Raw genomic sequence first — 24,660 nt, 5'->3', positions numbered from 1 at the left:
TTTTATGAAGTGATCAGTTCAATGAGATTTCAACGTCCGAAACTAATCTGCTTGAACACGCTAAGGCATAGCCTTGTTCAATCTCTTGTGCACTCAATGTTTCGGTGCTCAAACTCTCGACCATACCCACCTTCACTTTGCATTTGCACGATCCGCATATCCCACTTCGGCAAGCCGCAATCACTGGTACGTTACCTTTCTCTAAAGCATCGAGCAGTAAACTGCCCTTTTTCACGGTCACGGATGATGCAAACGCTGGCGTGCTGACTGTCACCTCCTGAGGCTCAATCTCGTCTTGATCTGAGCTCTCTTGTTTGTGGTGGCTCACTTCGCTTTCATACACTGATGGAGTAAAACTCTCTTCAAAGAAGTGTGCCATATCAAAATTAAGCTGTTGTAGGTAGCTTTTAACATCTTGCATAAAACCAACGGGACCGCACAGATACACACTGCGCTCGGCAATATCAGGGCACAATCGGACCAACCAAGCCTGACTCAGCCGCCCTTGTTGATGCGAGCTGCCCTTCGTCTCTTTGAGCAGAAGTTTTAAATGAAACTGCGGATAACATTGTGCTAGTTGTTGCATCTCTGCGTAATAAATGGTGTCGGAAACACTTTTGGCGACATTAATAAAATCAATCTCAATATCGCCTTGTCGCAGCCATTGTTGCGCCATAGCCATCACAGGGGTAACACCACAACCCGCACTGATCAGTGTCACTTTTCGTTTCGGCGCGCAATCTACACTGTTAAATGCACCCTGCGGTTGTAGCACCGAGACCGTATCGCCAACACTCAATGCATCGACAATATGGTTTGAAACCTTTCCGCCTACTACTCGTTTAACCGTAAAGCGCAGAAAGTTTTGCTGTGGTATTGAACTGATGGAGTAAGCACGAAACGCCACGCCTTCTGGTAATTCAAAGCCTAAAGTTGCAAATTGACCCGGTTTAAAATGAAAGGCGTTCTCTTCTTTCGAGGCCAGTTCAAAACTGACGCTTTCCTCAGTTTCTGCCCATTTTCGGCGGCAAGTTAGTTCAAGCACATCTTGGTAAGCCCAAGCTGACATACCCATCCCTCATATAATACTTTTTTCAAATCATGCTTTATTCAAACATCTTAAGCGGCATTAGGCTCTGAACACGCAGAGCCTAACGTTGACGATTACGCAGCCAAAATCGTTTTCAAATCATTCTCAGCAGTAGTGATCCCTCGCAGATCGAACTCTTGTTGCAAAATCTTCATCAAGTTTTCGGTGAGGAATGCTGGTGCGGTTGGGCCGGTATAAATTCCTTTCACACCTAACGCGAGTAGCGTCAGTAGGATAACGATCGCCTTTTGTTCAAACCAAGAAAGAACCAATGTCAGTGGGAGATCATTCACACCGCAATCAAACTCACTGGCCAGTGCGAGTGCCAGTTGAATCGCTGAATACGCATCGTTACATTGGCCAACATCCAATAACCGCGGTATGCCATTGATGTCACCAAATTGATTTTTATTGAAGCGGAATTTGCCACACGCCAACGTTAAAATGAGGCTATTTTCCGGCGCTTGCGTCGTGAAATCAGTGTAGTAACTGCGTTCAGATTTATCACCATCACAACCTCCTACAAGGAAGAAGTGTTTGATGTGGCCCTGTTTGACTTGTTCAATCACGGCTGGCGCGGCCGCCATCAATGCATTACGACCAAAACCAACCGTAATATGTTGCTCTATTTCATCGTGTTTAAAACCGGGCTGGGCTAACGCGCACTCGACCACTTCACTGAAATCGTCACCTTCAACGTGCGCCACACCCGGCCAGCCGACAATACTGCGGGTAAATAGGCGGTCGGCATACTGCCCCACATTCGGGTTGAGCAAGCAGTTTGATGTCATCACGATTGCACCGGGGAAGTTAGCAAACTCTTTTTGCTGATTTTGCCAAGCGCTACCATAGTTGCCCACAAGATGCGGATATTTCTTTAGCTGCGGGTAAGCGTGAGCAGGCAACATCTCACCATTTGTATAAACATTAATGCCTTTGCCCTGAGTCTGCTGCAGAATTTTTTCCAGATCATGCAAGTCATGGCCGGAAACCAAAATGCACTTACCCGCCACTGTTTTCACATTGACGCTCGTAGGTTCAGGGTGACCAAAGGTTTCGGTTTCACCCGTGTCTAACATCTCCATAATGCGGTAATTGACCATACCAATTTGCATTGCCGTATCGAGTAAAGCTTGCAGGTCGGTTGGATCAGTGCCAAGCCAAGCCATAATTTGGTGGTATTCAGCGTACACGGCTTGATCACTTTGGCCTAAAACGCGAGCGTGTTCTAAGTAAGCCGCCGCACCTTTTAACCCATATAAGCAAAGTAAACGCAAACCAATCACATCTTCATGCAAGCTTTCACGCCCACGGTTAACGGCCGCTATCGGTGCAAAGGCCAACAGCGCCTCTTTGGTTTGTGGTAATTCAAATTTTGCCGCAGCAGACAGCTCTGGCAATTCAAATCCAGTTAATACCGCAGCGGCTCTCACGTTCTTTTCCAAACGTTGGCGGTACTGAGTGGAGTCTTGAACAAGTTCGAGGATACGTTCAGGATCAAAATTGACATTGGTTAACGTGGCAAAGAAGGCTCTGGGAGCCCATTGGTCAATTTCTTGATCAATCACACCACATGCTCGACCTAGATTGGCCCAAAAAGAGACACCCTGTAATGAATACACTAATACATCTTGTAAGTCTGAAACTTCAGCGGTTTTACCGCACATGCCTTGAGAGTAGGCACAGCCTTTTGCCACAGGGGTTTGAATGGTTTGTTCACATTGAATACAGAACATTATTTTGGCTCCAGTTATTTAAGGCGTGTCGATCACGCTTATTATCCTAAGCCTCTAGGGCATAATGTATGCCAACATATAACCGTTTGTTTTTTAATGGATATCAATAAAAACCACATTATAAATATGTCAATCAGACTACTAAAAAATCACAAACAAAGACACCAAAATGTCAAAATGACTCAAGTTTGAACTGTCTGCCAGCGTCCCAATATTGTGGAAGGTCCATGCAACTCCAAAAAAATGGAGACGCAACATTCATGTTGGATTCATCTTGGCTGCGTTAACCTAGCTTCAATTCAGAAAGAGGTACAGATTATGAATAGATTTATTGTGACTACATTTGCGCTGGTTGTAGGGTTTTTCGCGTTGATGCTGAGTTTGCTGCTCGCCATTCCTCTCGCTATTGCAGCGATCATCACTGGCAAACGTATAGAAAAGCAGCTCAAGCGCCACACCTTTACACCAAAAAGCGGCTACGTTATTGAAGGTGAATATGAAGAAAAAACTCAAGTACACTATCGATGAACAACTCTATTCGCACTCTTTCATTGGCACGGCGAAACTCATTAGAAGCGGGAGGCATTTCCTCCCACTTTTTTGGTATTAGCTAAAGAGTCATGACGACGCGGATGGCAAGCGCAATCAGTACTACGCCCGACAAACGGTCAATCAATACGGCACGCGCGCGCAGTTTATCGAGTAATATTGGGCTAGAAAGAATTAAGGTGATGAATGTATACCAAAGCCCGTCCACTAAAAATGGTGTTAACACAATAATGGCTTTGCTACTCAGTTCGTTGCCGATGGCGACAAATTGACTGAATAACGCGATGAAAAATAGCGCGATTTTAGGACTAAGCAGAGAAATCAATAATCCCTCTTTAGCCGACTGCCACACACTGACTGTCTCACCCGATTCTAATTTAGCCGCCACGCCCCCTTTTGAACGTAATGCATTGATACCCAAATAGGCCAAATACAACGCGCCTGCATAGCCTACTGTCTTAAACAGTAAGGGGGATTGATGCAGTACAACCGCTAAGCCAATTAAGGTAATGAAGGCATAGACACCAATACCAAATGCGTGCGCCCACGCCGTTGCAAACCCATTTTTACGCCCACCAGCGAGGCTATGTTTGGCCACCATCGCTAGGCTTGGCCCTGGCGACATCGCGCCTAAAATACAAATGGTAAATAGTGATAACCAAACGGTGAATGTCATGGATTTCTCGCTGTTGTTTCGGTGATTTAAGGTAATGACGATAACGAAATGACTCGCATAACGCTACCTGAATGTGGCGCTGCCCAAACGGCCTGATATTGCAGGTGAGCCGTTGCACCCAATGGGCGTAAGCAAACTGAGATAGATGCATATTATTTCGCTTCAGCGTATGCTAACCGCCAGAACGATATTTGGGAACGGAAGCCGTGAATAAGTTAAAACAAGAGATCACCTTGCTGTCTGGTATTGGACAACTTTCCACCACTTTAATGGGAACAGGGTTATTTATGATCCCAGCGATTGCCGCTGGTATTGCAGGTGAGCTCTCACTGTGGGCATGGCTACTGCTGTTTGTGGCGATTTGCCCGATTGCACTGACGTTTGCCGCTCTGGGTAAGCGTTACCCTAACGCCGGCGGAACCGCCTACTTTGTCCGCCAAGCTTTTAACGCTAAGTTGGAACGCTCGGTTGCTTGGCTTTTTGTCAGCGTGATCCCTGTCGGCGTTCCGGCCGCTGTCGCATTGGCGGCAGGCTTTGCTCAACAACTCCTCCCTGCGCCACTGAACTCGGCGATGATGGCGCAAGTATTAACCGTACTGTTGCTGATTGCGGTCAATTTGGCGGGCACCAAATCTTCCGGGCAGTTACAAACCGTTATTGCACTGAGCATTTTCGTATTAGTTGGTGCTTTTTTCTGGATAGGCGATGTTGGCGCTGCAGATTTAACCATGCCCGCACTCAGCACGGACAGTATTTGGCCGATTGGCGCCACACTCGGCGTGATGTTCTGGTGTTTCGTCGGGATTGAAGCGTTCGCTCATATGGGAGAAGAGTTTAAAAACCCACAGCGCGATTTTCCGATCGCGATCATTGTCGGCTGCTTTGTGGCTGGAATCACCTATTGGGCATGCTCGGTGGTCATCCTTAAATTTGGTGCGTATGGCAGCGCAGAATTTGATAGCACCTCCATTCCTTGGCTGAGCGAACAAATTTTTGGTAGCAGTTTGGCAACGGTGATAAGCCTTATCGGCTTTTTTGCATGCTTTGCGAGCATCAATTTATACACGCAAAGCTTATCTCGCATGGTGTGGGCACAAGCAAGGCAATATCGACCAGAAAGCGCAATCGCCAGAATTTCAATCCGCGGCGTCCCAGCCAATGCAACCATTGCTGTTGGAGTTGTATTAATGGCTTCTTGCCTGCTTGGTGAATGGTCTGGTCTCAATCTGGAATTTTTCCTAAAACTTGCGAATGGAATCTTTGTCTTAGTTTATCTGTTAGCGATGTTCGCCGCTTATAAATTGCTCAGTGGCATCAACAAACTGTTGGCGGCGATTTCGTTGATCCTCTGCACTGCGGTATTTATCTGCTTAGGCTGGTCAATGCTGTATGCTCTGACTATCTTCATTTTGCTCTCTTTACCTTGGCAACGTTTGGCAAGAAAAAGTCAGCCGAAGCAAGAGCTTTAACTTATCGCTTACCTTGCGGTATTGCCGTGACCACTTAAGTGGGCATCATTCTGCAAATAAAAAATTTTGCCGAAATAAAAGGCTCTCAGTATAGAGAGCCTAAAAAATAGCAAGGAGAGGATATTAAATTTAAGTGCGGATGTGCTTAATCGCGCTATTTAACTCATCGACATTACGTTGCAAATCAACAACGACAGGCCCGAGTTGATTGATGGCAACGTTCATATCACCCGAAAGGGCTTTAATGTTACTGAGATTGCTGGAAATTTCGTCGCTCACAGCCAATTGCTCTTCTGTCGCAGCCGATATCGACGTATTCAATTTATGGATCTCAATCGCCGATCCTTGGATGGTACCAAGCGCTTCGTTCGCCACCGACATATTAGAGCGCGTTGACTGCATTTTATCAGCACTCACCCGGATCGTTTTGGTCGATTGTTCTGCTTTCTCTTGCAGCATCGAAATCATGCTCTCGATCTCACCCGTCGATTGTTGAGTTCGTTGGGCAAGTGAGCGTACTTCATCCGCTACCACCGCAAAACCGCGACCTTGCTCACCCGCACGAGCAGCCTCTATCGCCGCGTTCAACGCCAGTAGGTTGGTTTGTTCAGCAATCGCTTTAATCACATCAAGCACATTACCAACGTTATTAGACTCATTCGCAAGTTGCTGGATGATCTCGGATGTTTTGGTAAATTCACCCTCTAATTCACCGAATTCATGGGTCGTTTTATCAAAGACCTGTTTACTGGTACTGGCTTCTTTTTCCGCGCTGCCCGCATACTCTTCTGCCATGGTGGTGCTTTCCGCCACGCTAGAGAGCGCCGATGTCATCTCTTCCATCGCCGTCGCCGCCATTTCAAGTTCTTGATTTTGCTGATTCGCCACTTTGACGTTTTGTTTGGTGACATCGCTTATCGTTTCAGAGATGGCCGAAATGGTGTGGTTTACCTGGTTTATTTTGCTAATGGTGGTGGCATAACTACCAAGCACCTTATTAATGGTGCCGCCGATTATACCCAGTTCGTTGTGACTGTTATCGTCAACTCGCAAAGTCAAATCAGAATTTTTGTCTACTTGTTGTAGCAATTTAGCCATGGTATCAATCGGCTTCACTACTTTTCGGTTAACAATGGCATACCCAATAATGGCAATAATAAAAACACTAATTAAGGAGATATTTCCAACCAATACCGTACTTTTTACTTTCTGCGCCGCATCCATGAATTGTTTATTGGTTCGATTTTCTAATTCAATAAAGAACTTATCGATCGGAGCCATGATTTTGGCTTTCTCTTGATGGTATTCATTACTGTGTAAGAGAGAAATCGCCATATTACGGTCTGGCTCTTTTCTAACGGTGTAGTTGCCATTGCTATCAGGATAAAGCCCCTTAACAGCATTCATCGCTTTGACTTCCATGTTCACTAAGCCATCTGAATTAGCTTGAGCTTCTTTGAGCAAACTAAACTCTTGCTGAGTAAAACCAAGATCCGTCATCATTTGGTTGAGAGAGATATTCTTACCGTCTGCTTTAGGCTTTTGTCCATATTGCAGCACAAGGTCCCAATATATCGTGTGGTAGTTCTGCGGGCGAGGTTTCTTACCATTACGAATATCAAGAATATCCATGTACATTTTTTCGTATTTTTCATCGCCACTGACCACATAAGTCCGGCCTAACCGAGTTAAGTCATCAGAGCTTTGACGAAGCTCATCGGCCGCTTGATAAGATTGGTAACGAACTTGAGCCATATTATCAACTTGTTGCATTAGCCCATTGAGCTGTAATACCGTCACAACACTGATGACAATACCAATGCCGATCACGGCAAACACGAGCTTCATGGTGTTGTTGATATTCATAAAAGTATCCTTCTTCATTTATCAACGAAATTATTTCTGTTTATTCATTGTTATTATTGCTTTTAGCATAGGATGAGAATGGCCAAAGTGTCGAATTTTACGCCACAATTATTGCATCAATTTTAAGCACCATCATACTTCAACTTATTTTTTCAGTCGGTACTGGCAACTGAGCCAATACCTCTTTAGCCGCTTCAAAATCAAAATCTTCAATCGCATGCATCAAACTTTTCTTTTGCTCGTCAGACCATAAATTGCATTGTTTAATTTGGTGGATCATATGAATCGCATCAGCATCGTAGTTTTCAACACATTGCACTAATTGTTGGTAGAGCAACGCAATATCACGGTGCTCTTGCTGCGGATGTAATTGTGTCAGCTCCCAATCCCTTAGCTCATCCAACAAAGTAGACATCAACTTTGATACCGTGTTGAGATCTTGAATGGCGGGTTTCGTATGTCGCTGTACTACCCCTTCCATCTCGTTGGCTAGCTGCGCAATAGGCTCAATCCCTAGATTAGCCGCTGAACCTTTTAGGGTGTGCATCACTCGCTCTGCCTCTTCCCACTGCCCCTTATCAATCAATTTAGGGAATGCGGCTATTTCTTGCTGCTGGCTGGCAAGGAAGTGATCCAATATTTCAAAGTATCGCTGCGCATTGCCACCAATTCGGAAAATCGCTTGCTCCACATCAATACCCGTCAATTCTGGGTAGCCAGTGCTCGGTTTCACTTGATTCGGTAATACCGTAGAGGGTACTGGCGTGGTTTCATCCGCCTTTAAATATTTGCGTAGTACGTGGTACAAGCGCTGTACATCAATTGGTTTCGCCACATGATCATTCATACCTGCATTTAAACAGTGCTCGACATCTGAAGACATCGCATTGGCGGTCATTGCAACAATCGGTAGCGTTTTCCACTCCTCATGTTGGCGGATCTCTTTCGTCGCACTGATACCATCCATAATGGGCATCTGCATATCCATCAGCACTAAATCAAAAGCTTCTTGCTGCAATTTCGTCAAAGCTTCTTGTCCATTATTAGCAAGAACAATGCTCAATTGAGTACTTTCTAACAGGCCGAAAGCCACCTCTTGGTTCACTTCGTTATCTTCTACCAAAAGCACTTTTTGCCCAATAAATGTTGGCCTTGTATCATGATCAAGATACTCATGGCTCTGCCTTAATTGCTCGATGCCGTAGCTGTCCATAATGGCATCAAGGAGATTTGATGGGTTCACAGGTTTCACAATCAAGGCATCGACTAATTTACTGTTTTCTCCCACCAAGGAGATTTCTCGGCCGTAAGCCGTGACGAGGAATCGTTTGGTGTTATCAAAAACACCCAATGGTTTCATTCTCTGCAGCAACTCTATGCCATTCATACCCGGCATATTCCAATCAATAAACAGCATATCAAAATGCGTATTGCGGATTTCATCGAGCGCCTCAAAACCGTTACTGACTGACTTCGCTTCAAAATGCATCGCATTGAGCAAGGTCATTAAAATATTGCGTGCCGAGTCATTATCATCGACTACCAACGCACGTTTACCTGCTAGAGCGCTGAGTGGCTTAGCGATATCGCGCATTTTGGCTTCTTGCAGCCCACACTCAACCGTGAATTCAAAGGTGGATCCTGACCCTTCTTCACTGCGTACTTGAATGTCGCCACCCATCAATCCGACTAGCTGTTTACTGATGCTAAGCCCCAAGCCCGTGCCTCCATATTGGCGAGTAATGCTATTATCAGCTTGAGAAAATGCAGAGAATAGAGTGGCTACGTTAGATTCAGCAATGCCAATACCTGTATCAGAAACGGTAAACTTCAAGGTCACGTTGGCGTCGTTTTGCCCCACGACTCGCGCCGAAACGATGATCTCCCCTCGTTCGGTAAATTTCACCGCATTGCCACATAAGTTAACGAGGACTTGCCCCAAACGCAGCGGGTCGCCCACCAAGCCCACAGGAATATGTGGGTCGATATCTAATAAAAACTCGATGTTTTTCTCTTGGGCTTTTAGCGAAATCAAGGTGGTGAGGTTATCCAATACCTCATCAAGGCTAAAATCAATGTGCTCAACATTCAGCTTGCCCGCCTCTATTTTGGAAAAATCCAAAATGTCGTTAATGATGCCAAGCAAGTTTTTCGCCGATTCATTAATCCGTGAAATGTATTTTTGTTGCGTAGGATTGAGCTCGGTATTGAGTGCTAGATGGGCCATGCCCAAAATGGCATTCATTGGTGTACGGATCTCGTGGCTCATGTTCGCAAGGAAATCGCCTTTGGCTTGGCTCATGGCATCCGCGGTCTCTTTAGCTTCTCTTAACTGCTCTTCCATCTGCTTGCGATCGGTTAAATCAAGCAAAATTCCGACAATTCCAGAGACTTCACCGCGATTATTTTGGAAAGAAGCTTCGTATACCAACATCTCTCTTTTGTGGTGTGAAGCGTCATAGAGAGACAATTCGTAATCTTGCGAAGACTGCTCCTCTCCAAGCCTTTTATGTACTTGGGCAAAAATGGTCGCCGTTTCATTTTGAAAGATATCTTGCGGCGATTTACCGATAATTTGCTCGGCAGACAGGCCAACTAAATCCATAAACTTAGCGTTAATGGTCAGATACGTACCCGAGGCCGACAAGCAATACATGGGGTTCGGCGTCGCATCGAGGATCTCTTGATTCAGTTGAGATTGTTCGAGTACTTTCTGCTCGGCTCGTCGCTGAATTTCAAGATTTTGGCTCAATTGAATACTGACCGATAAGTCATCCAACATTTGCGATAACCACTGAAATTGCAAACTCGACAACGACCCGATAGTACCCAGCTCTAGTAAAGCGACAGGATGCTGATTGACGTGCAGCGGCAAATAATACACTTCGTTAATGACTAACTTGCCACCGTTAAATTCAATGTGACAGTTGCCATCGAGTGCTTTCATCGCATAGGGCTGACCGCTGAGCAACACGCTGAGCTGCGTCGATGATGGATCGGTGTATTCTCTGGCCGAATGCTCACCATAACCCACCCCAGCCACTCGTTTTAATACGCCCTCTTGATAGATGTACATGCCAACCATTTCCAAAGGAAATTGATGCAGTAAGAATTGCGTAACTTCATTACACAAACGGTCCGTAGAATCGTTTTTGCGCAGGATGATATTGAAATCTTTAAGCAAGGTATTTTGGCTAAGCTGCTCAGCGATATGATGAAACACCACATTCAAACTGTCGATAAAATGTTGCAGCTCTGCATAGGCGGTTTGAGTGATCGTAAAAGCGTAATCTTCCCGTTTGACTTGAGTCACAACCGTTTTGAGTAGCTGACTTAACGGATTGATGTAAAGACGCCACAGCAGAACAAAGGAGGCGATGATCACGCTGAGTAAGGTTAATACTAACGCCAAGTTTATCCATTCATAACGCAGCGCTTCGCTATCGGCACGTTGAATGTTTTGCTCCATGCGTTGCATGATCGATTGATGCGCAGAACCAATCGCCTGCATAATTTTCGCCTTTTCCGCGAAGTATTGGTCACCATAGAGAATAGCCCGAGCCAATTCCAGATCCGGCTCACCTGTGTCGACAAATTCGCCTTGGCTACTTTTTTTCCATCCTTTGATGGCCATGAAGGCTTCTCTTTCGAGTGACACCAGTGAATCAGACAAAGTAAGCGCATTTTTGAGCTCTAAAAACTCCACCGATTCAATGCCCGAAAGACGCATTCTATCGAGTAACGAAGGGTTGTCTGGTGCACCACCCAGTGAGCGGGCAAGTAGTTTGTTTTGTGCAACGACATCCCAAAATTCGTACTCATTCCCTTTCGGTAAAGGCACAGAACCATTTCTGACGCTCAGCACATAATTAAAAAGGTTGAGCCACTTTTCATCGCCAGTCGAAGCGTAGGCTCGGGCAAATTTGGTTAAGTGATCTGAGCTCTGCTTCAACTCTTGTGACAGACGATAGAAACGGTAAAGTTCGTCGTTCAGTTGTCGGCTCTCAGTTCTCAGAGCGGCTACTTTGTCTGTGATACTAAACATCGCAATGGAACATAATCCCATAGCAATAAATAAGACGGTGAATAAAGTTCGGATGGATCGCATGTGAAGCGCCTTCTTAATAATTTTCTCACTCTACTAACGCTGAGATTAGCTATAGTTATTGATAAGTTTAGACTTAAACCCAACCTTCGCCGCTCAATTGCTATTTTTTATTAGGAAAGACTCATGCCCATCGAAAACTTGGACAATTGTACCGTGTTAATCGTCGATGATTCGCCAGATAACCTTGCATTTATGTCACAGGGGTTGGCTAACCGATATCATGTCAAGGCCGCTAAATCAGGCCCGATGGCGCTCAGTATCTTAGACAAGTTTTCTATTGACCTAGTGTTGCTCGATATTGTTATGCCGGAAATGTCAGGTTTTGAAGTCATACAAAAGATCATGGTAAACCCTAACACCCAAGACATCCCTGTGATTTTTCTGACCGCAAAGGATAACCCTGAAGATCAAAAACTAGGCTTTGAGTTAGGTGCGGTTGACTATGTATACAAACCCGTAAGCGTACCGTTGCTAAGAGCCAGAGTAGATACTCACCTGCAAAACAAAATTTCAAAAGACATACTGAAGAACCAAAATGGCTACTTGGAAAAAGAGGTGATCAAACGTTCAAATGAATTGGATAAAATGCAAGACGCGGTCGTGTATGCTCTCGCCAGCCTCGCTGAAACCAGAGACCCAGATACTGGTAACCATATCCTGCGAACACAACATTACGTCAAAGCGTTAGCCGAGCAACTGGCTAAGCTGCCAAAATATCAACAAAAGCTAACGCCGAATGTTATTAATACCTACTTTAAAGCCGCCCCTTTACACGATATTGGTAAAGTGGGCATCGCCGACAACATACTATTAAAACCAGGAAAACTGGACAGTGATGAGTTTGAGATCATGAAAGGCCATGCCAGCTTAGGGCTACGTGCGCTAGAAAAAGCGGAAAAGATGTCAGGCGCGAAAAATGACCTTATCGATATGGCGAAAGAGATCGCCCATGGGCACCATGAAAAATGGGATGGCTCTGGCTATCCTAACGGTTTACAAGGTGATGCTATACCGCTCAGCGCACGGTTAATGGCTGTCGCTGATGTTTATGACGCTCTGATTTGCCGACGCATCTATAAGGAGCCGATGCCTCACGCCGATGCGAAAGGGATTATTTTGGACGGAAGAGGAAGCCATTTTGACCCTGAAGTCATTGATGCCTTCTTGGCAATAGAAGAGCGCTTTATTTCGATTGCCCATGAATACGCCGACGATTGATATCTTGGTAAGCAACGTATTATTAAACAAAAAGATAAACGTATGAAGGTAACCTTTCGCCCCGCAAGTGACAGCGATTATCAATTTGCTTTTGATCTAAAAAAAGTCGCAGAAATGGATGGTATTACGGCGATATTTGGCTGGGATGAAGAGTTGCAGCAAGTGCTGCATCGCCAAGAATGGCATTCTGGTCTACCAACGATCATCTGCGCTGATGGCCAACCGATTGGCACTTATTTACTGCAGAGCAAGCATGAAACGCTCTACTTCTCACGCTTTTTTATTCTGCCAGATTTTCAAAATAGAGGGGTGGGTAGCCAAGTGTTACAACTGGTCGTCAACCAAGCCAATCTGACTCAATACCCATGTAAGCTCTGTTATTTGCAAGGTAGCCCCGTCGGTGCTTTGTATCAGCGATTTGGGTTTACGCACTACCAAATGGACGATGAGTTTTCTCATATGCATTTCATTCCAACGCCCAAAGGCCAATAGCTCAGTACCCTTTGTGCTATCTTGAATTAAGGTTAGCGATCGGCAAACAGCCTACGCGGCGAGAAAATAAGCTTCATCATTAACGCCAGCCCACCTGTAGCACAACAAAATGGTTACATTTGTTTATTCATATTCATTACTTATTGAATAAAATGCGTGAGCAATCTCTGATTAATGTCGTTTCATTTATAGGGTAAATGGTTGTGTGAACAAGGTTTCATCTTTTTTTAACGTTACGTTAGACAATATTTTCATTAACACCTTTGGATAGGAAACAGATATGTTGTATTTGGAATTTTTATTCCTGCTATTAATGCTCTATATAGGCTCACGCTACGGTGGTATTGGCCTTGGTGTGGTTTCTGGTATTGGCTTGGTCATTGAAGTTTTTGTCTTCAAAATGCCACCCACATCACCACCGATCACCGTCATGTTGATCATTCTTGCCGTTGTCACCTGTGCTTCAATACTCGAAGCGGCTGGCGGATTGAAATACATGCTGCAAGTGGCAGAACGTTTACTGCGTAAGAACCCGAAAAATGTCACTTTGATTGCACCGTTCGTCACTTACGCAATGACGTTTATGCTGGGTACTGGCCATGCGGTATATTCCATCATGCCGATCATTGGTGATGTGGCATTGAAAAATGGGATCCGTCCTGAACGTCCAATGGCTGCGTCTTCTGTTGCTTCGCAAATCGCGATTACCGCTTCCCCAATCTCAGCGGCCGTTGTCTACTACCTTGCTCAATTGTCGAATATTCAACACGAGATCACCTTGCTCTCTATTTTGCTGGTCACTGTACCTGCGACCTTATTCGGTACGCTGTTGATGTCTTTGTACAGCTTGCGCCGCGGGAAAGAACTAGATGATGATCCTGAGTATCAAGAACGTCTGCAAGATCCAGTGTGGAAAGAGAAAATCCTAAACACAACCGCGACAACGCTGAATGAAACGTTACCCGCGGCAGCGCGTAATTCTGTGTTGATTTTCATTGGTGCGATATTAACCATAGTCGTGCTAGCGATGGTGCCAGAAACACGCACTATTGTTGAAGGCAGTAAACCGATCAGTATGGCGGTGGTTATCCAGATGATGATGCTCTGCTTTGGCGGTATCATTTTACTGGCAACCAAAACCGACCCACGAGATGTACCAAACGGTGTGGTATTCAAATCAGGTATGGTGGCGGCAATTGCCATCTTCGGTATCGCTTGGATGTCGGATACCTATTTTCAATACGCGATGCCTCAGTTTAAATCAGGCATTGTTGAGATGGTTACCGACCATCACTGGACCTTCGCGCTTGCACTATTCATTGTTTCTGTTGTGGTGAACTCACAAGCCGCAGTAGCGGTGATGATGTTACCTGTAGGCCTCGGGCTAGGTTTAGAACCTGCGCTACTAGTAGGCTTAATGCCCGCATTGTACGGATACTTCTTCATTCCAAACTATCCGTCAGATATTGCAACGGTCAACTTTGATACCACAGGAACCACCAAAATCGGTAAGTACTACTTCAACCACTCGTTCATGTCCGTCGGTTTAATTGGCGTCGTGAGTGCGTGCTGTTTAGGTTATGTGCTGAGCCAAATCATCATTGGTTAACCCACTGTAAATGCCCCCAGACTGATACAGCGCTGGGGTGTGTTTACTGCTAAATAAAAAAGTGCACCCAACTGAGCCTGAAGCCGTTGGGTGCACTTTTTCTTTATTTAACTGCTCTTTTCTTTATTTAAACGTCATGCTTGATAATGTTGTTGTCCAATAAGAAGCCAACAATGTCAATCGACGCCATGCCATCAAAATTGAATTGGCTGGCAAGATCTTGCACCACAATGGTTTGATGTACGTTATTGTCCGTCAGAATTTCCAATTCCACATCCGTCGTGTTGGTCATCACTTTCGCTTCTATCTGATGAGAAGTGTGTAGCGAAACGAGCAGTTGATCCATGGGCAAATGTAAATCGGCCACAACATCAGTGAGATCGATCACATCACCTTCACCAGCGTTGAAATCAGTGATAGTGTCGATTTGCTCATCAACAGTATCGAGCGTCCATTTAAATATGTCAGCGCCACTTCCCCCGGTTAAGATGTCGGCACCAAGCCCGCCAATCAAGATATCATTTCCGCCACCACCCACTAAGGAGTCATCACCATCGCCACCTTCAAGGTGATCATGACCACTGCCACCTAGCAACTGCGCTCCAACATTACCGGCGAGCAATTGCGCATCATCCCCGTTCGTTGATTGATCAATCGTGCTACCGTCAGGCAATACTTCAATCGCAATATCAATTGATGCAGAGGCTGCACGGCTACCATCCGTTTCTGTTGAGATAGCCGCTACCGACAGAGTGTGTTGCCCTAAATCGAGCCCACTAACCTGTAATCCGTCGATAGCATCAGCGGAAACAATCCACACTCCGTTTTGCTCAGTCACACTGCCCGAGCTACTAGAAAGCGTAGCGCCACTTGGCAGACTGTCGATCTCCAATGACAACACTTCATGGCTATCCGTTAATGCCGCGATTAACCCCAGCAATGCAATACCTTGAGCGCTGATACTTTGGCTAACATACGTCTGCTTCATATAATTAAAGCTCGGATCAAGGGTTAATATCGGCGTATTGGCTTTGGGCGTCACCGCAATACTGACGGTTTCTGTCTCTTCTAGCGCCATACCAGAAACATTGTCGGCATAAACACCACCATCATTGGCCTTAATTGTCAGATCAATATGGTCACTACCAATCGCGGTGGCATCAACAAAAACGCCACTGGCGGGATCGCTGCTATTAAGTAGTGCGTTGATATCCGATAACGTGCCTTGTAGGACGAGTTCTCCAGCCAAATTGGTGCTCTGCGTGACAGAACTTAACGCGGGGATCACGGCACTGAGCAAACCTTCGCTCACGCTCAAAATCACCGTCATGGGGTCGTTGGCATGTGAGCCTGCATAATCGACATCACTCACACTCAAGCCGGTAACTTTTTGCCCCGCCTCTTCATCAATCGTTGTGGTGACCGTAGCACTATCAATGGTGGGCGCATCATTGACCGCCTGAACATCAACTGAAACAGTAAACTCACGCGCAGGCCCCAAATGTTCAGTACCGTCCAGCCCTGTATCGACCGACTGTACTTTAATCGTCAGATCTCCCGCCCAAGTGTCCTTATGCCAATCACCAGAATTAAAAATCAGTTTATCTAAGCTTTGCGCATCGGCATTCAACAGCCATACTCCACCACCGATGTAAGTCCCCAGCGTGCCATCAGGCAATGCAATACTTGCTCCATCTGGCACTCCAGAAACTTCAATTCTCAACGTTTCTGGTGAGTTTTCACTATGGTTCGTACCAGCTGCAATGGAATCGGCTTTATCGATAATTTGCGCGTTGATATCAATTTCAATGTCAACGCCTTCATCGCCAGCGCCGTTAGTCACTGGTTCAACATCCACCACATCCCCAACGGGCGTAATATCTAATCTAAAGCTGCCGTTATGCTCTACTGGCACACCGAGTAAGGATTCTTCGGTGAAGACCTTAATACCAATTTCAACTTCGCCACTAAAGTTCTTCGCAGGTTTCATCGCAATATCGGATAAATTGATCGAGGTTTGTGCTGGGTTGTTAATCTGAATGCTCCACTCACCACCACCATTATTTTTCACGGTATAGTCAGAAGAGAGAGAACTCACGACAAAATCCGTCGGCACCCCAGTAAGCTTGATCGACACAAATACCTCAGAGCCATCTGTATCGGTCAGATCAACGGTAAATTCGGAACCCGGTTTAGAAAGGACAATCCACTCATCTTCCAGACCGCTCACTTCAATATTGCTGCTACCACCACTGGAAATAATGACGTCGTCTACCACTGGCGTCACATCAAAACTTACTTGTGTGGTAAATGGTTTATCAGCATCAGTATTAGCCACACCCAACGCATTGGCATTGGTATCATCAAATTGCGTGATATCAGTCACTTTCCCCGCCACGGTAATGTTGACGGTATCATCATCATCGCCAGTCGGATAATTGGGTGCGGGTTTGAAATAAACATTGTCTAATGCCGCAGGTAGCTGAGGCTGACTAAAAGTGATACTGGTACCGAGATCATGGCCTTGCGCATCAACAAAGGTTCCGATATTGGTTCCTTGTAGGGTTAAGGTGACTTCGCTCAGCACCTCTTGTCCTTCCGTGGCGCTATTGCGAATATCAGCAAGGTCAATGTCGAGCGAAAGATGAATAATACCATCTTCATACCCGATGCCGTCATTGGTCGGAACGTCGGACGAGCTTGAAGTCGGCTGATGATTTGCATCTAACCCAAGCGAACCTTCCACAGTCAATGTCGCTTTAGGGTTAATGTTATCATCTTGCGGTTGATGCGTTCCGGGAACATCGGCTACCGGAGAAACTGCCACTGGGATTTGCGTACTGAGGGTTTTTTCATCACCAGAAGCCATGTCTGTCGTCACAAAAGTGATCGGCAAATTAAAGTCGCCAGAGTAATCTTCGGGCAGATGCAGATGCAGATTTTCTAACCCTGAAATCGAGCCATCGGTATTCACGGTACCTTTGTATACATACAAGCCATCAACGAAATCAAAATGACCACCAGATAAACTTGCGCCCGCTGGCAGGACACTTTGCGCGATAACAATACTGAGCTCATCTTCTACACCATCAAAACCTGAAGCGCTCACCATCAATTTATCTTGAATTTGCTGACCTAAATTAATGGCGTTATCTTCGATGCCTAATACAATATCATCCGCATTGCCAGCTAAAGTAATGTCAGCCGCTACCGTGTTGTTGCCCGTAACCGTGAGCGGAAATTGTAAGGTGAGCTCTGATTGCACTTGTTGAACCACTTTGGCTTCAGAGCTATCTTCCCCTTGGTCATACACTTGGGCAAAAATGGTCACAGTGATGTCGTTATAACCATCACCATCAGGATCGTTACCACTACTCAATGTCAGGCCATTCGGCGCTTTTACACTGAAATTCTGCTCATCAACAATGGTCCATGAACCATCCCCATTATTAATGGCACCAGTAATCAGTAGTTGATCAAGTACCTGTGGCGTAATATTGCTAAAACGCACCACCAGTTGGTCGACCACTTCTAATGATTGGTAACCTTCTGTCGATTGAGTGTCTGCATTATCAAAGCGTATAACGTTCGCATTAGGCTCGCCGCCGGCCGCATCATTAATAGTAAAATAGATCGCACCAGAGGCATCTGCGACAGCTTTATTTGTAACTACGCCGTTTTCTTCAACACGCAGTTGTCCATCAGCTTCAACTATCGGCCTTACCGTGATATCAACAGAGCCGTGAATGACTTTCGAAGCAATACCTTCTCCAGAATTGATTGCATCGACGTATTCGTTGTCTTGCTCTTTAACCACAATCTCAGTGCTCAAGGTAAAATCAGTACTGGAGTGCTCTGGTGGCCGAACTTGAACGTAACCAGTTGTCAGCACTTGCGCTGAGAAATCTTGCTCGCTCTGTCCCAGTGCGGGGGTCAAAATGAGCTTGCCGTCACTGTCTAAGGCCGTGACAACACCATCGACGTAAATAGTACTACCAGCTGGGAAGCCAGAAAGTGTAACAGAGGCAAAATATTCATCAGCATCAAGATGTTGTTCCTCTTCTGGCTGCCAATGAATATTAATGCGGCTGTCCTCGTTACCAAGCGAGTGTGATTGATAGTTGTCAACAACATCAATCACTGGTGACACCTTAATGCGAATTTCCGACTCAATTTGACGCGTATGTCCATCATTTTCAGTAACGATGGTGGTCATTTTGATGTTGATGTTTTCGGTCGATGAATGAGATGGCTCAACTCGAATACCTGAATCAACCTGCGCTGAAGTTAGATTCGCCTGATAAATAGGTTGCTGCGCAGTATCGTAACCAACAAATACCAAGTTAATCACGCTACCAACACTGTCATACAGTTTGACACCATCTGGAATGTTCGACAGTAAAACGGTGATCGACTCAGAGCTGTCCGCTGGATTATCCGCAAGCTCACCGGATAACACACTAAAGCCAAAGCCAACGGATTGATTTTCATCAATCGTCGTTTCAATCACTTGCAGACCATTTTCACTAAATTCATTCCAAGTGTTAGTACTGTTTGAGTGAAAATCAATGGTTGGAATGTCTGCTACGCCCTTAACTGAAACATTAACCGTCTTAGCACCTAACGATATTTCATCTGCCACCGCACCCGTAGAAAGATTGACCACATCTTTAATAATCCCTTCAACAGAGAAGGTAAAATCAGCGTTACTATGTAACGGGGGTAGCACTTCAACTTGGTCAAGATATTGTTCAGGAACTTCATAATAAGTATGACCATTGGCATCGGTTATTTGGGATATTTCGCTGGCTCCAGCTCCCAACCAAATCAGTGTGACACCTGTTTCTGAAAAATCAGAGAGACGCACATAGAGTGTTTCTGAACCATCAGAATCAACGGATCCGGCCATCGTAATGACTTCACTTAATAACAAGGGATCGTGATCTGTGGTGGGGTCAACGGTATTTTGCGTAGCGGCATTATCTTCAAAAACATTGATTCGATTGACAGAGAAGCTACCCATATCGGCAACAGGGCTAACATCTATCACGATTTCTTTCGTTTCTGATCGGGCGCTCTCTTTACCAACGTGAGCGTTATTTTGCTCGGTCGTGATCGCTGTGATATCAAGTTTGATCTGACCACTGAAATTATCATTGGGGTCAACTTGTACTTGGTTAATGTTACTCGTACTAACAAGATAATAGTGACCTGAAGCATCCGAGCTCATTACAACCGGCGTACCATCGGCATAAACTAGCTGCGCCTCACCTTCACCTTGAGTAAAGCGGATCTCATACAGGATTGTTTCGGGGGTACTGTTATCTTGTGTCTGCGCTAAAACATCGAGAGTAATATTGTCACTATCTTCTACTGCATCATAATGAAATTGGCTGCTTGAGGTCCAAGTCGCAATATCGGCCACACTTTCCACCTCAATGCGCAATTTCCCGTTCACATTATGATCATGCAGGCCATTATTCAAAACCTGCACAGTAATATTGAGTTGGAAGCCACCGTTAGCGCTGGCATAGTGACGGTCAGGCACAAAATACAAGTTTTCAATATTAGCAACACTGCCTGTTAAGCTTTGCTCAACCGCATCAGCCGGTAGTACAAACCGTCCACTGACGACCTCTAGTTTGACATAGACACCAGAGTCGTTGAGATAATAAAAATCACCATGAGCATTACTGGCCGTGATTTTCACTTCGCCAAGCGATTCGTTTCGATCTAAATCGTGCAGGTTGACTCGCAAATCCACTTTAAGTGGTGAAGTATCTAAACCCGACTGGTTATCTTGGCTATTAGTGATTTGATTGGGGTCGTTAAACAAAATAGTGACGCCATCGCGTCCAGCATCTTCAGCGCCAATAACATTAGCAACTGTGATAGTGGCATTTCTATCAAGAATATTGATGTTCAACTGTTCGGTTGAGGCATCGCCATCAAAGTCTTGCGCAGTGACATCGACAGTAAATGAAATGGTCGGATCATCACCATGTTCAAGGCTAGCAACTGGTTTAAATGTCGCGTTACCGTTAGGCGTAATCGTCAGTGTGCCTAAGTCGCGCTCAACACCATTTTTTATTTCGACAACTGTGACCGTTTTTGTGATGCCGTTAAGTTCAATTTCATTCGCTAAGCTTGCGCCATTGCCATCCCTAAATTGAATATCACGACCCACTTCATCAACGGCCATAAATTTAGTGATCGCACCATGATCTGCACCTTGAGTATCCGGTGAGGTATTGTTGTCTTGGCTAAATAAATTGACTGTTTTTATCGCCGTATTTTCAACACTAGTGATGCTTTTATCATGCAAAGTTGGAATATCATCAACAATCGATATTGGCAAACTCACTGACGCTGAAACATCGCCATCTCTATCAGTTGCAGTAATCGGAAGATCTAAAATAAAGAGATTTTCGCCAGCAGCAGTAGGGTGGTCGATGGCTTTAAGCAGTTCAAATTGGTAACTATCGGCCGAGCCATTTAACGTGAGACGAAAAACCACGTCCATCGTATTCTTAATCACCGCCTCATAAACAGTGACACCATTACTGCTTGAAATTTGGATGATCTCTATCTCTTGACCACCAGACGTTAAATTCTCGACAGGCGTTACAAGATCCGATAATTGATAACTGACAATACCATCGGCACCGTCAATCACATCAAAATGTCCAGCAATAACGGTGCTGTCTGAACGATCAGAACCAATCGTGGCTAAGTCATCTTCATCCACGCTCTGTTCGCTACCGGCGCGAATGCCGACAATCGTTGGCTTGTCATCAACAATAGTGACAGGCAGTAGAATATCAGCGGCATCGCCATCATAGTCCGTCGCCACCACGTTGAAATTCACCAGTCGCTCATCGCTGCCTGCGGCGTGATCAATCGGACCTTGCAAAGTAAAACGATAACTGCCATCTGCGTTAAGCACTAAGCTAAACACCGCATTGCCACTGGGTGTGGTGCTGGCTTGGTAGTGGTAGTTACCATTGGCATCGATTGTCGCCGCGCCCAAGATCACCGCTTCGCCTTGCGAGGTTAAGCCCGCAAGCGGGTTACTGCTGGTATCCAACTGATAGCTCACCACCTTATCGGCGCTTTGAGTGGTAAACATTCCCTCAGCGAACAGCGACTCTTTGCTGCTGTCTGAGCCTGACGTTAAATCGTCTTCGCCAACACTGAGCGCTTGCACTCCGGTGATGATTGGCTGATCATCATGGATGGTGACGGGCAACAAAATGTTGGCGCTGTCGCCATCATAATCGGTTGTCACTACCTTGAAATTTACCAGCAGCTCATCGCTCCCCTGCGCATGGTCAATCGGACCTTGCAGGGTAAAACGATAGCTACCATCCGCATTGAGCACCAAACTAAACACTGCATTGCTGCTCGGTGCAGCGCTAGCTTGATAGTGGTAGTTGCCGTCGGCATCGATTGTCGCCGCGCCCAAACTCACCGCTTCACCTTGCGAAGTTAGGCCTGCAAGCGGGTTACTGCTGGTATCCAACTGATAGCTCACCACCTTATCCGCGCTTTGAGTAGTAAAAACGCCCTCGGCAAACAACGGCTCTTTGCTGCTGTCTGAGCCTGACGCTAAATCGTCTTCGTCAACGCTGAGCGCTTGCACGCTCGCGATGATTGGCTGATCATCATGAATGGTGACAGGCAGCAGAATGTTGGCGCTGTCGCCATCATAGTCAGTTGCAACCACCTTGAAATTCACCAGTAGCTCATCGCTCCCCTGCGCATGGTCAATTGGCCCTTGTAAGGTAAAACGATAACTGCCATCTGCGTTAAGCACTAAGCTAAATACCGTCTGACCGCTTGGGGTAGTACTTGCTTGATAGAGGTAGTTACCGTTGGCATCAACTGTCGCCGCGCCCAATACCACACTTTCACCTTGCGAGGTTAACCCAGCGATGGGGTTGATGCTGGTATCAAGCTGATAACTCGCTACCGTATCGGCCCCTTGGGTAGTGGTGAAATAGCCTTCGGCGAACAACGGCTCTTTGCTGCTGTCTGAGCCTGACGCTAAATCGTCTTCGTCAACGCTGAGCGCATCCACACCAATGATTTCAGGTTTATCGTCAATAATGTTGATTGGTAAACGCACACTTTCAGAGCTATCACCATCATAATCGGTTGCTAATACCGAAAGGTTGAGTAATAACTCATCACTATTGACTGGATGATCCAGCGCGCCTTGTAACGTAAACTGGTAACGACCGTCTGGGTTTAATATCAACTCAAAAATAGGCTGGCCATTGGCGCTCGCCTGATAGGTATAAACCCCGTTCAATGACGAGGAAGAGGCCAATTGCACCGCGACACCAGCCGAGGTTAACCCAGCCAACGGGTTAGCACTTAAATCCAACTGATAGCTTTCAATTTGATCAGAACCCAATTGGGTATCAAACTGTCCTGAAACGGTAATCGTCTGTGAAGCACTGGCATCCGAACCGATATTCGCCAAATTATCCTCATAAACGGACGTCGACGGTTCATCGGACATAACAGGATTATTACCATCACCAATACTGATTGCGATAGAAATCGGCGAGCGAATAGGATTTCCACCCGCATCAGAACCGGTCACATCGAATTGAATCGCAATTTGATCATTAGCAAAAGAAACTAAGCCACCTCCCACGGAGGGAACATGGTCAATCGGTTGACTAATGGTCGTCACTATCTCTAAGTTGATGTCTTTACCGACAGACGTCGCCACTAAATCAATCCGTAGCACTTCACTGCCGTCAAGTTCACCGACAATATGGTTAGCCGTAGCATCATAACGAAAGCTTACTGATCGCCCAGCCGAAGTAATATCGCTATTCAGCTCTGACAATAGCGCAGCTAATGAAAGGGATTCAGGGACAAAAGAGGCGGCATCCAGTGGCAGATCTCCCGCCGCGATTAAAACATTTGCCGTCACTGATTGTGGATACGAACTTAGTGAGAGCGAACCTTCAACTAATGCCGCTGATAATGATTCACCCCCAGCGGTAAAACGCAACGGACTCAAATTCGTTTCAGTCAATGATTGCTGAGCATCACGCCCTGCAGTTTCGAAAAACGTACTCGCCAATACTTCTGCAAAATTGTAATCAATGGTGATGAAGCCAGCATTTGCAGAGCCTTCACCACCGGCTCCGGCGGCGGTTGCTTCAAGTATTTGGGTCGGGTCTTGGCCATCTAAAATGGCTTGTTGGATGGCAGCAATATTATCTGCGTCAAAACTCACCTCGTCTAATAAGCTCAGATCAGCGTTGATCTCGCCTTCAATCGGAAATTGAACTAAGTCAACTGAGCTCTCAGAATCTGGTGACGCATTGCTAAAACAAGTAATACAATTCTGATCGACTACGGTAGCTTGGCCATTAAACAGTATCGTCACCGACGAATGATTCACTGTGATTAAGATTTCATCTTTATTTAATTGATCACCCGCGCTTACTTTACGCGCATTACCTTTGGCATCTGCTGCGATAACATCACCAACCACTTCTTGTACTAACGCAGGTTGAACAACCACATGTAAATCCATAGAGCCCCCAGATACTTCTTTAGCAAATCGATTCAGAAAACGAGCAATAGACAACTGTTATTTTAGTCGCAATTGATTATGCAAATTTATATTTATGTAAATTACATCACTGAGCATAATTGTGCGTTAAAGCATCACTAGCGTCAAAACAGAGTCTGGCTAGCGAAACGCCACATAAGAAAACCTATCGGCTTGTATATTAAGAAAAATATGAAATTAGAGACGTTTAGCAAAGAGATTGACAAGCAGATTACTGCACATCATCTCATTTTTGAGACGGTTACT

General features: G+C 45.5%; 11 protein-coding genes. 5 read left to right on the top strand and 6 right to left on the bottom strand.

The window, feature by feature from the left end; translation table 11 throughout:
* Window positions 1-13 precede the first annotated feature (13 nt).
* Both NB504_RS10170 and hcp read right to left on the bottom strand, forming a co-directional pair.
* Window positions 14-1,069 (bottom strand): hybrid-cluster NAD(P)-dependent oxidoreductase, encoded by a 1,056-nt coding sequence (locus NB504_RS10170; RefSeq protein WP_258428817.1) that lies wholly within the window; start codon window positions 1,067-1,069, stop codon window positions 14-16.
* 95 nt (window positions 1,070-1,164) lie between these two features.
* The gene (hcp, locus tag NB504_RS10165; RefSeq protein WP_258428816.1) at window positions 1,165-2,826 is read right to left on the bottom strand and encodes a hydroxylamine reductase; all 1,662 of its coding nucleotides are present in this window, start codon (window positions 2,824-2,826) and stop codon (window positions 1,165-1,167) included.
* Between the two features lie 318 nt (window positions 2,827-3,144).
* Between hcp and NB504_RS10160 the strand changes: the two genes are divergently transcribed.
* Window positions 3,145-3,354 (top strand): hypothetical protein, encoded by a 210-nt coding sequence (locus NB504_RS10160; RefSeq protein WP_258428815.1) that lies wholly within the window; start codon window positions 3,145-3,147, stop codon window positions 3,352-3,354.
* Between the two features lie 82 nt (window positions 3,355-3,436).
* Here the strand turns inward: NB504_RS10160 and NB504_RS10155 are convergent, their stop codons facing one another.
* Window positions 3,437-4,051 (bottom strand): LysE family translocator, encoded by a 615-nt coding sequence (locus tag NB504_RS10155; protein WP_013868407.1) that lies wholly within the window; start codon window positions 4,049-4,051, stop codon window positions 3,437-3,439.
* Between the two features lie 191 nt (window positions 4,052-4,242).
* Between NB504_RS10155 and yjeH the strand changes: the two genes are divergently transcribed.
* Entirely contained in the window at window positions 4,243-5,520 is a 1,278-nt protein-coding gene (gene yjeH, locus NB504_RS10150; protein WP_405054809.1) for an L-methionine/branched-chain amino acid transporter, read from the top strand.
* Between the two features lie 129 nt (window positions 5,521-5,649).
* Here yjeH and NB504_RS10145 read toward each other — a convergent pair whose 3' ends face one another.
* Window positions 5,650-7,386: a methyl-accepting chemotaxis protein gene (locus tag NB504_RS10145; protein WP_047688716.1), complete on the bottom strand. Its 1,737-nt coding sequence runs from the start codon at window positions 7,384-7,386 to the stop codon at window positions 5,650-5,652.
* 139 nt (window positions 7,387-7,525) lie between these two features.
* Complete coding sequence (locus tag NB504_RS10140) at window positions 7,526-11,494, bottom strand: response regulator (protein ID WP_258428812.1); 3,969 nt, start codon at window positions 11,492-11,494, stop codon at window positions 7,526-7,528.
* Between the two features lie 123 nt (window positions 11,495-11,617).
* On the opposite strand from NB504_RS10140, the gene NB504_RS10135 reads away from it, so the two are divergent.
* The 3 genes from NB504_RS10135 (at window position 11,618) to NB504_RS10125 (ending at window position 14,813) form a co-directional block, all read left to right on the top strand.
* Window positions 11,618-12,712 carry a two-component system response regulator gene (locus NB504_RS10135; RefSeq protein WP_258428810.1) on the top strand — a complete coding sequence of 365 codons (1,095 nt, stop codon included), beginning with the start codon at window positions 11,618-11,620 and terminating at the stop codon, window positions 12,710-12,712.
* A 42-nt stretch (window positions 12,713-12,754) separates the two neighbouring features.
* Window positions 12,755-13,204, top strand: a complete 450-nt coding sequence (locus NB504_RS10130) for a GNAT family N-acetyltransferase (protein WP_013868402.1) — start codon at window positions 12,755-12,757, stop codon at window positions 13,202-13,204.
* Window positions 13,205-13,484: 280 nt separating this feature from the next.
* A complete protein-coding gene (locus NB504_RS10125; RefSeq protein WP_013868401.1) occupies window positions 13,485-14,813 on the top strand; it encodes an anaerobic C4-dicarboxylate transporter in 1,329 nt (442 codons plus the stop codon).
* 127 nt (window positions 14,814-14,940) lie between these two features.
* On the opposite strand, the gene NB504_RS10120 is transcribed toward NB504_RS10125, so the two are convergent.
* A complete protein-coding gene (locus NB504_RS10120; RefSeq protein ID WP_258428808.1) occupies window positions 14,941-24,375 on the bottom strand; it encodes a retention module-containing protein in 9,435 nt (3,144 codons plus the stop codon).
* Window positions 24,376-24,660 lie beyond the last annotated feature (285 nt).

The organism is Vibrio sp. RM-69-4 (assembly GCF_024743775.1).
In the GTDB taxonomy this organism is placed as follows: Bacteria; Pseudomonadota; Gammaproteobacteria; order Enterobacterales; family Vibrionaceae; genus Vibrio; species Vibrio anguillarum.
The sequence above is the reverse complement of the archived record's forward strand: the minus strand, read 5'-3'. Positions and strand labels throughout refer to the sequence as shown.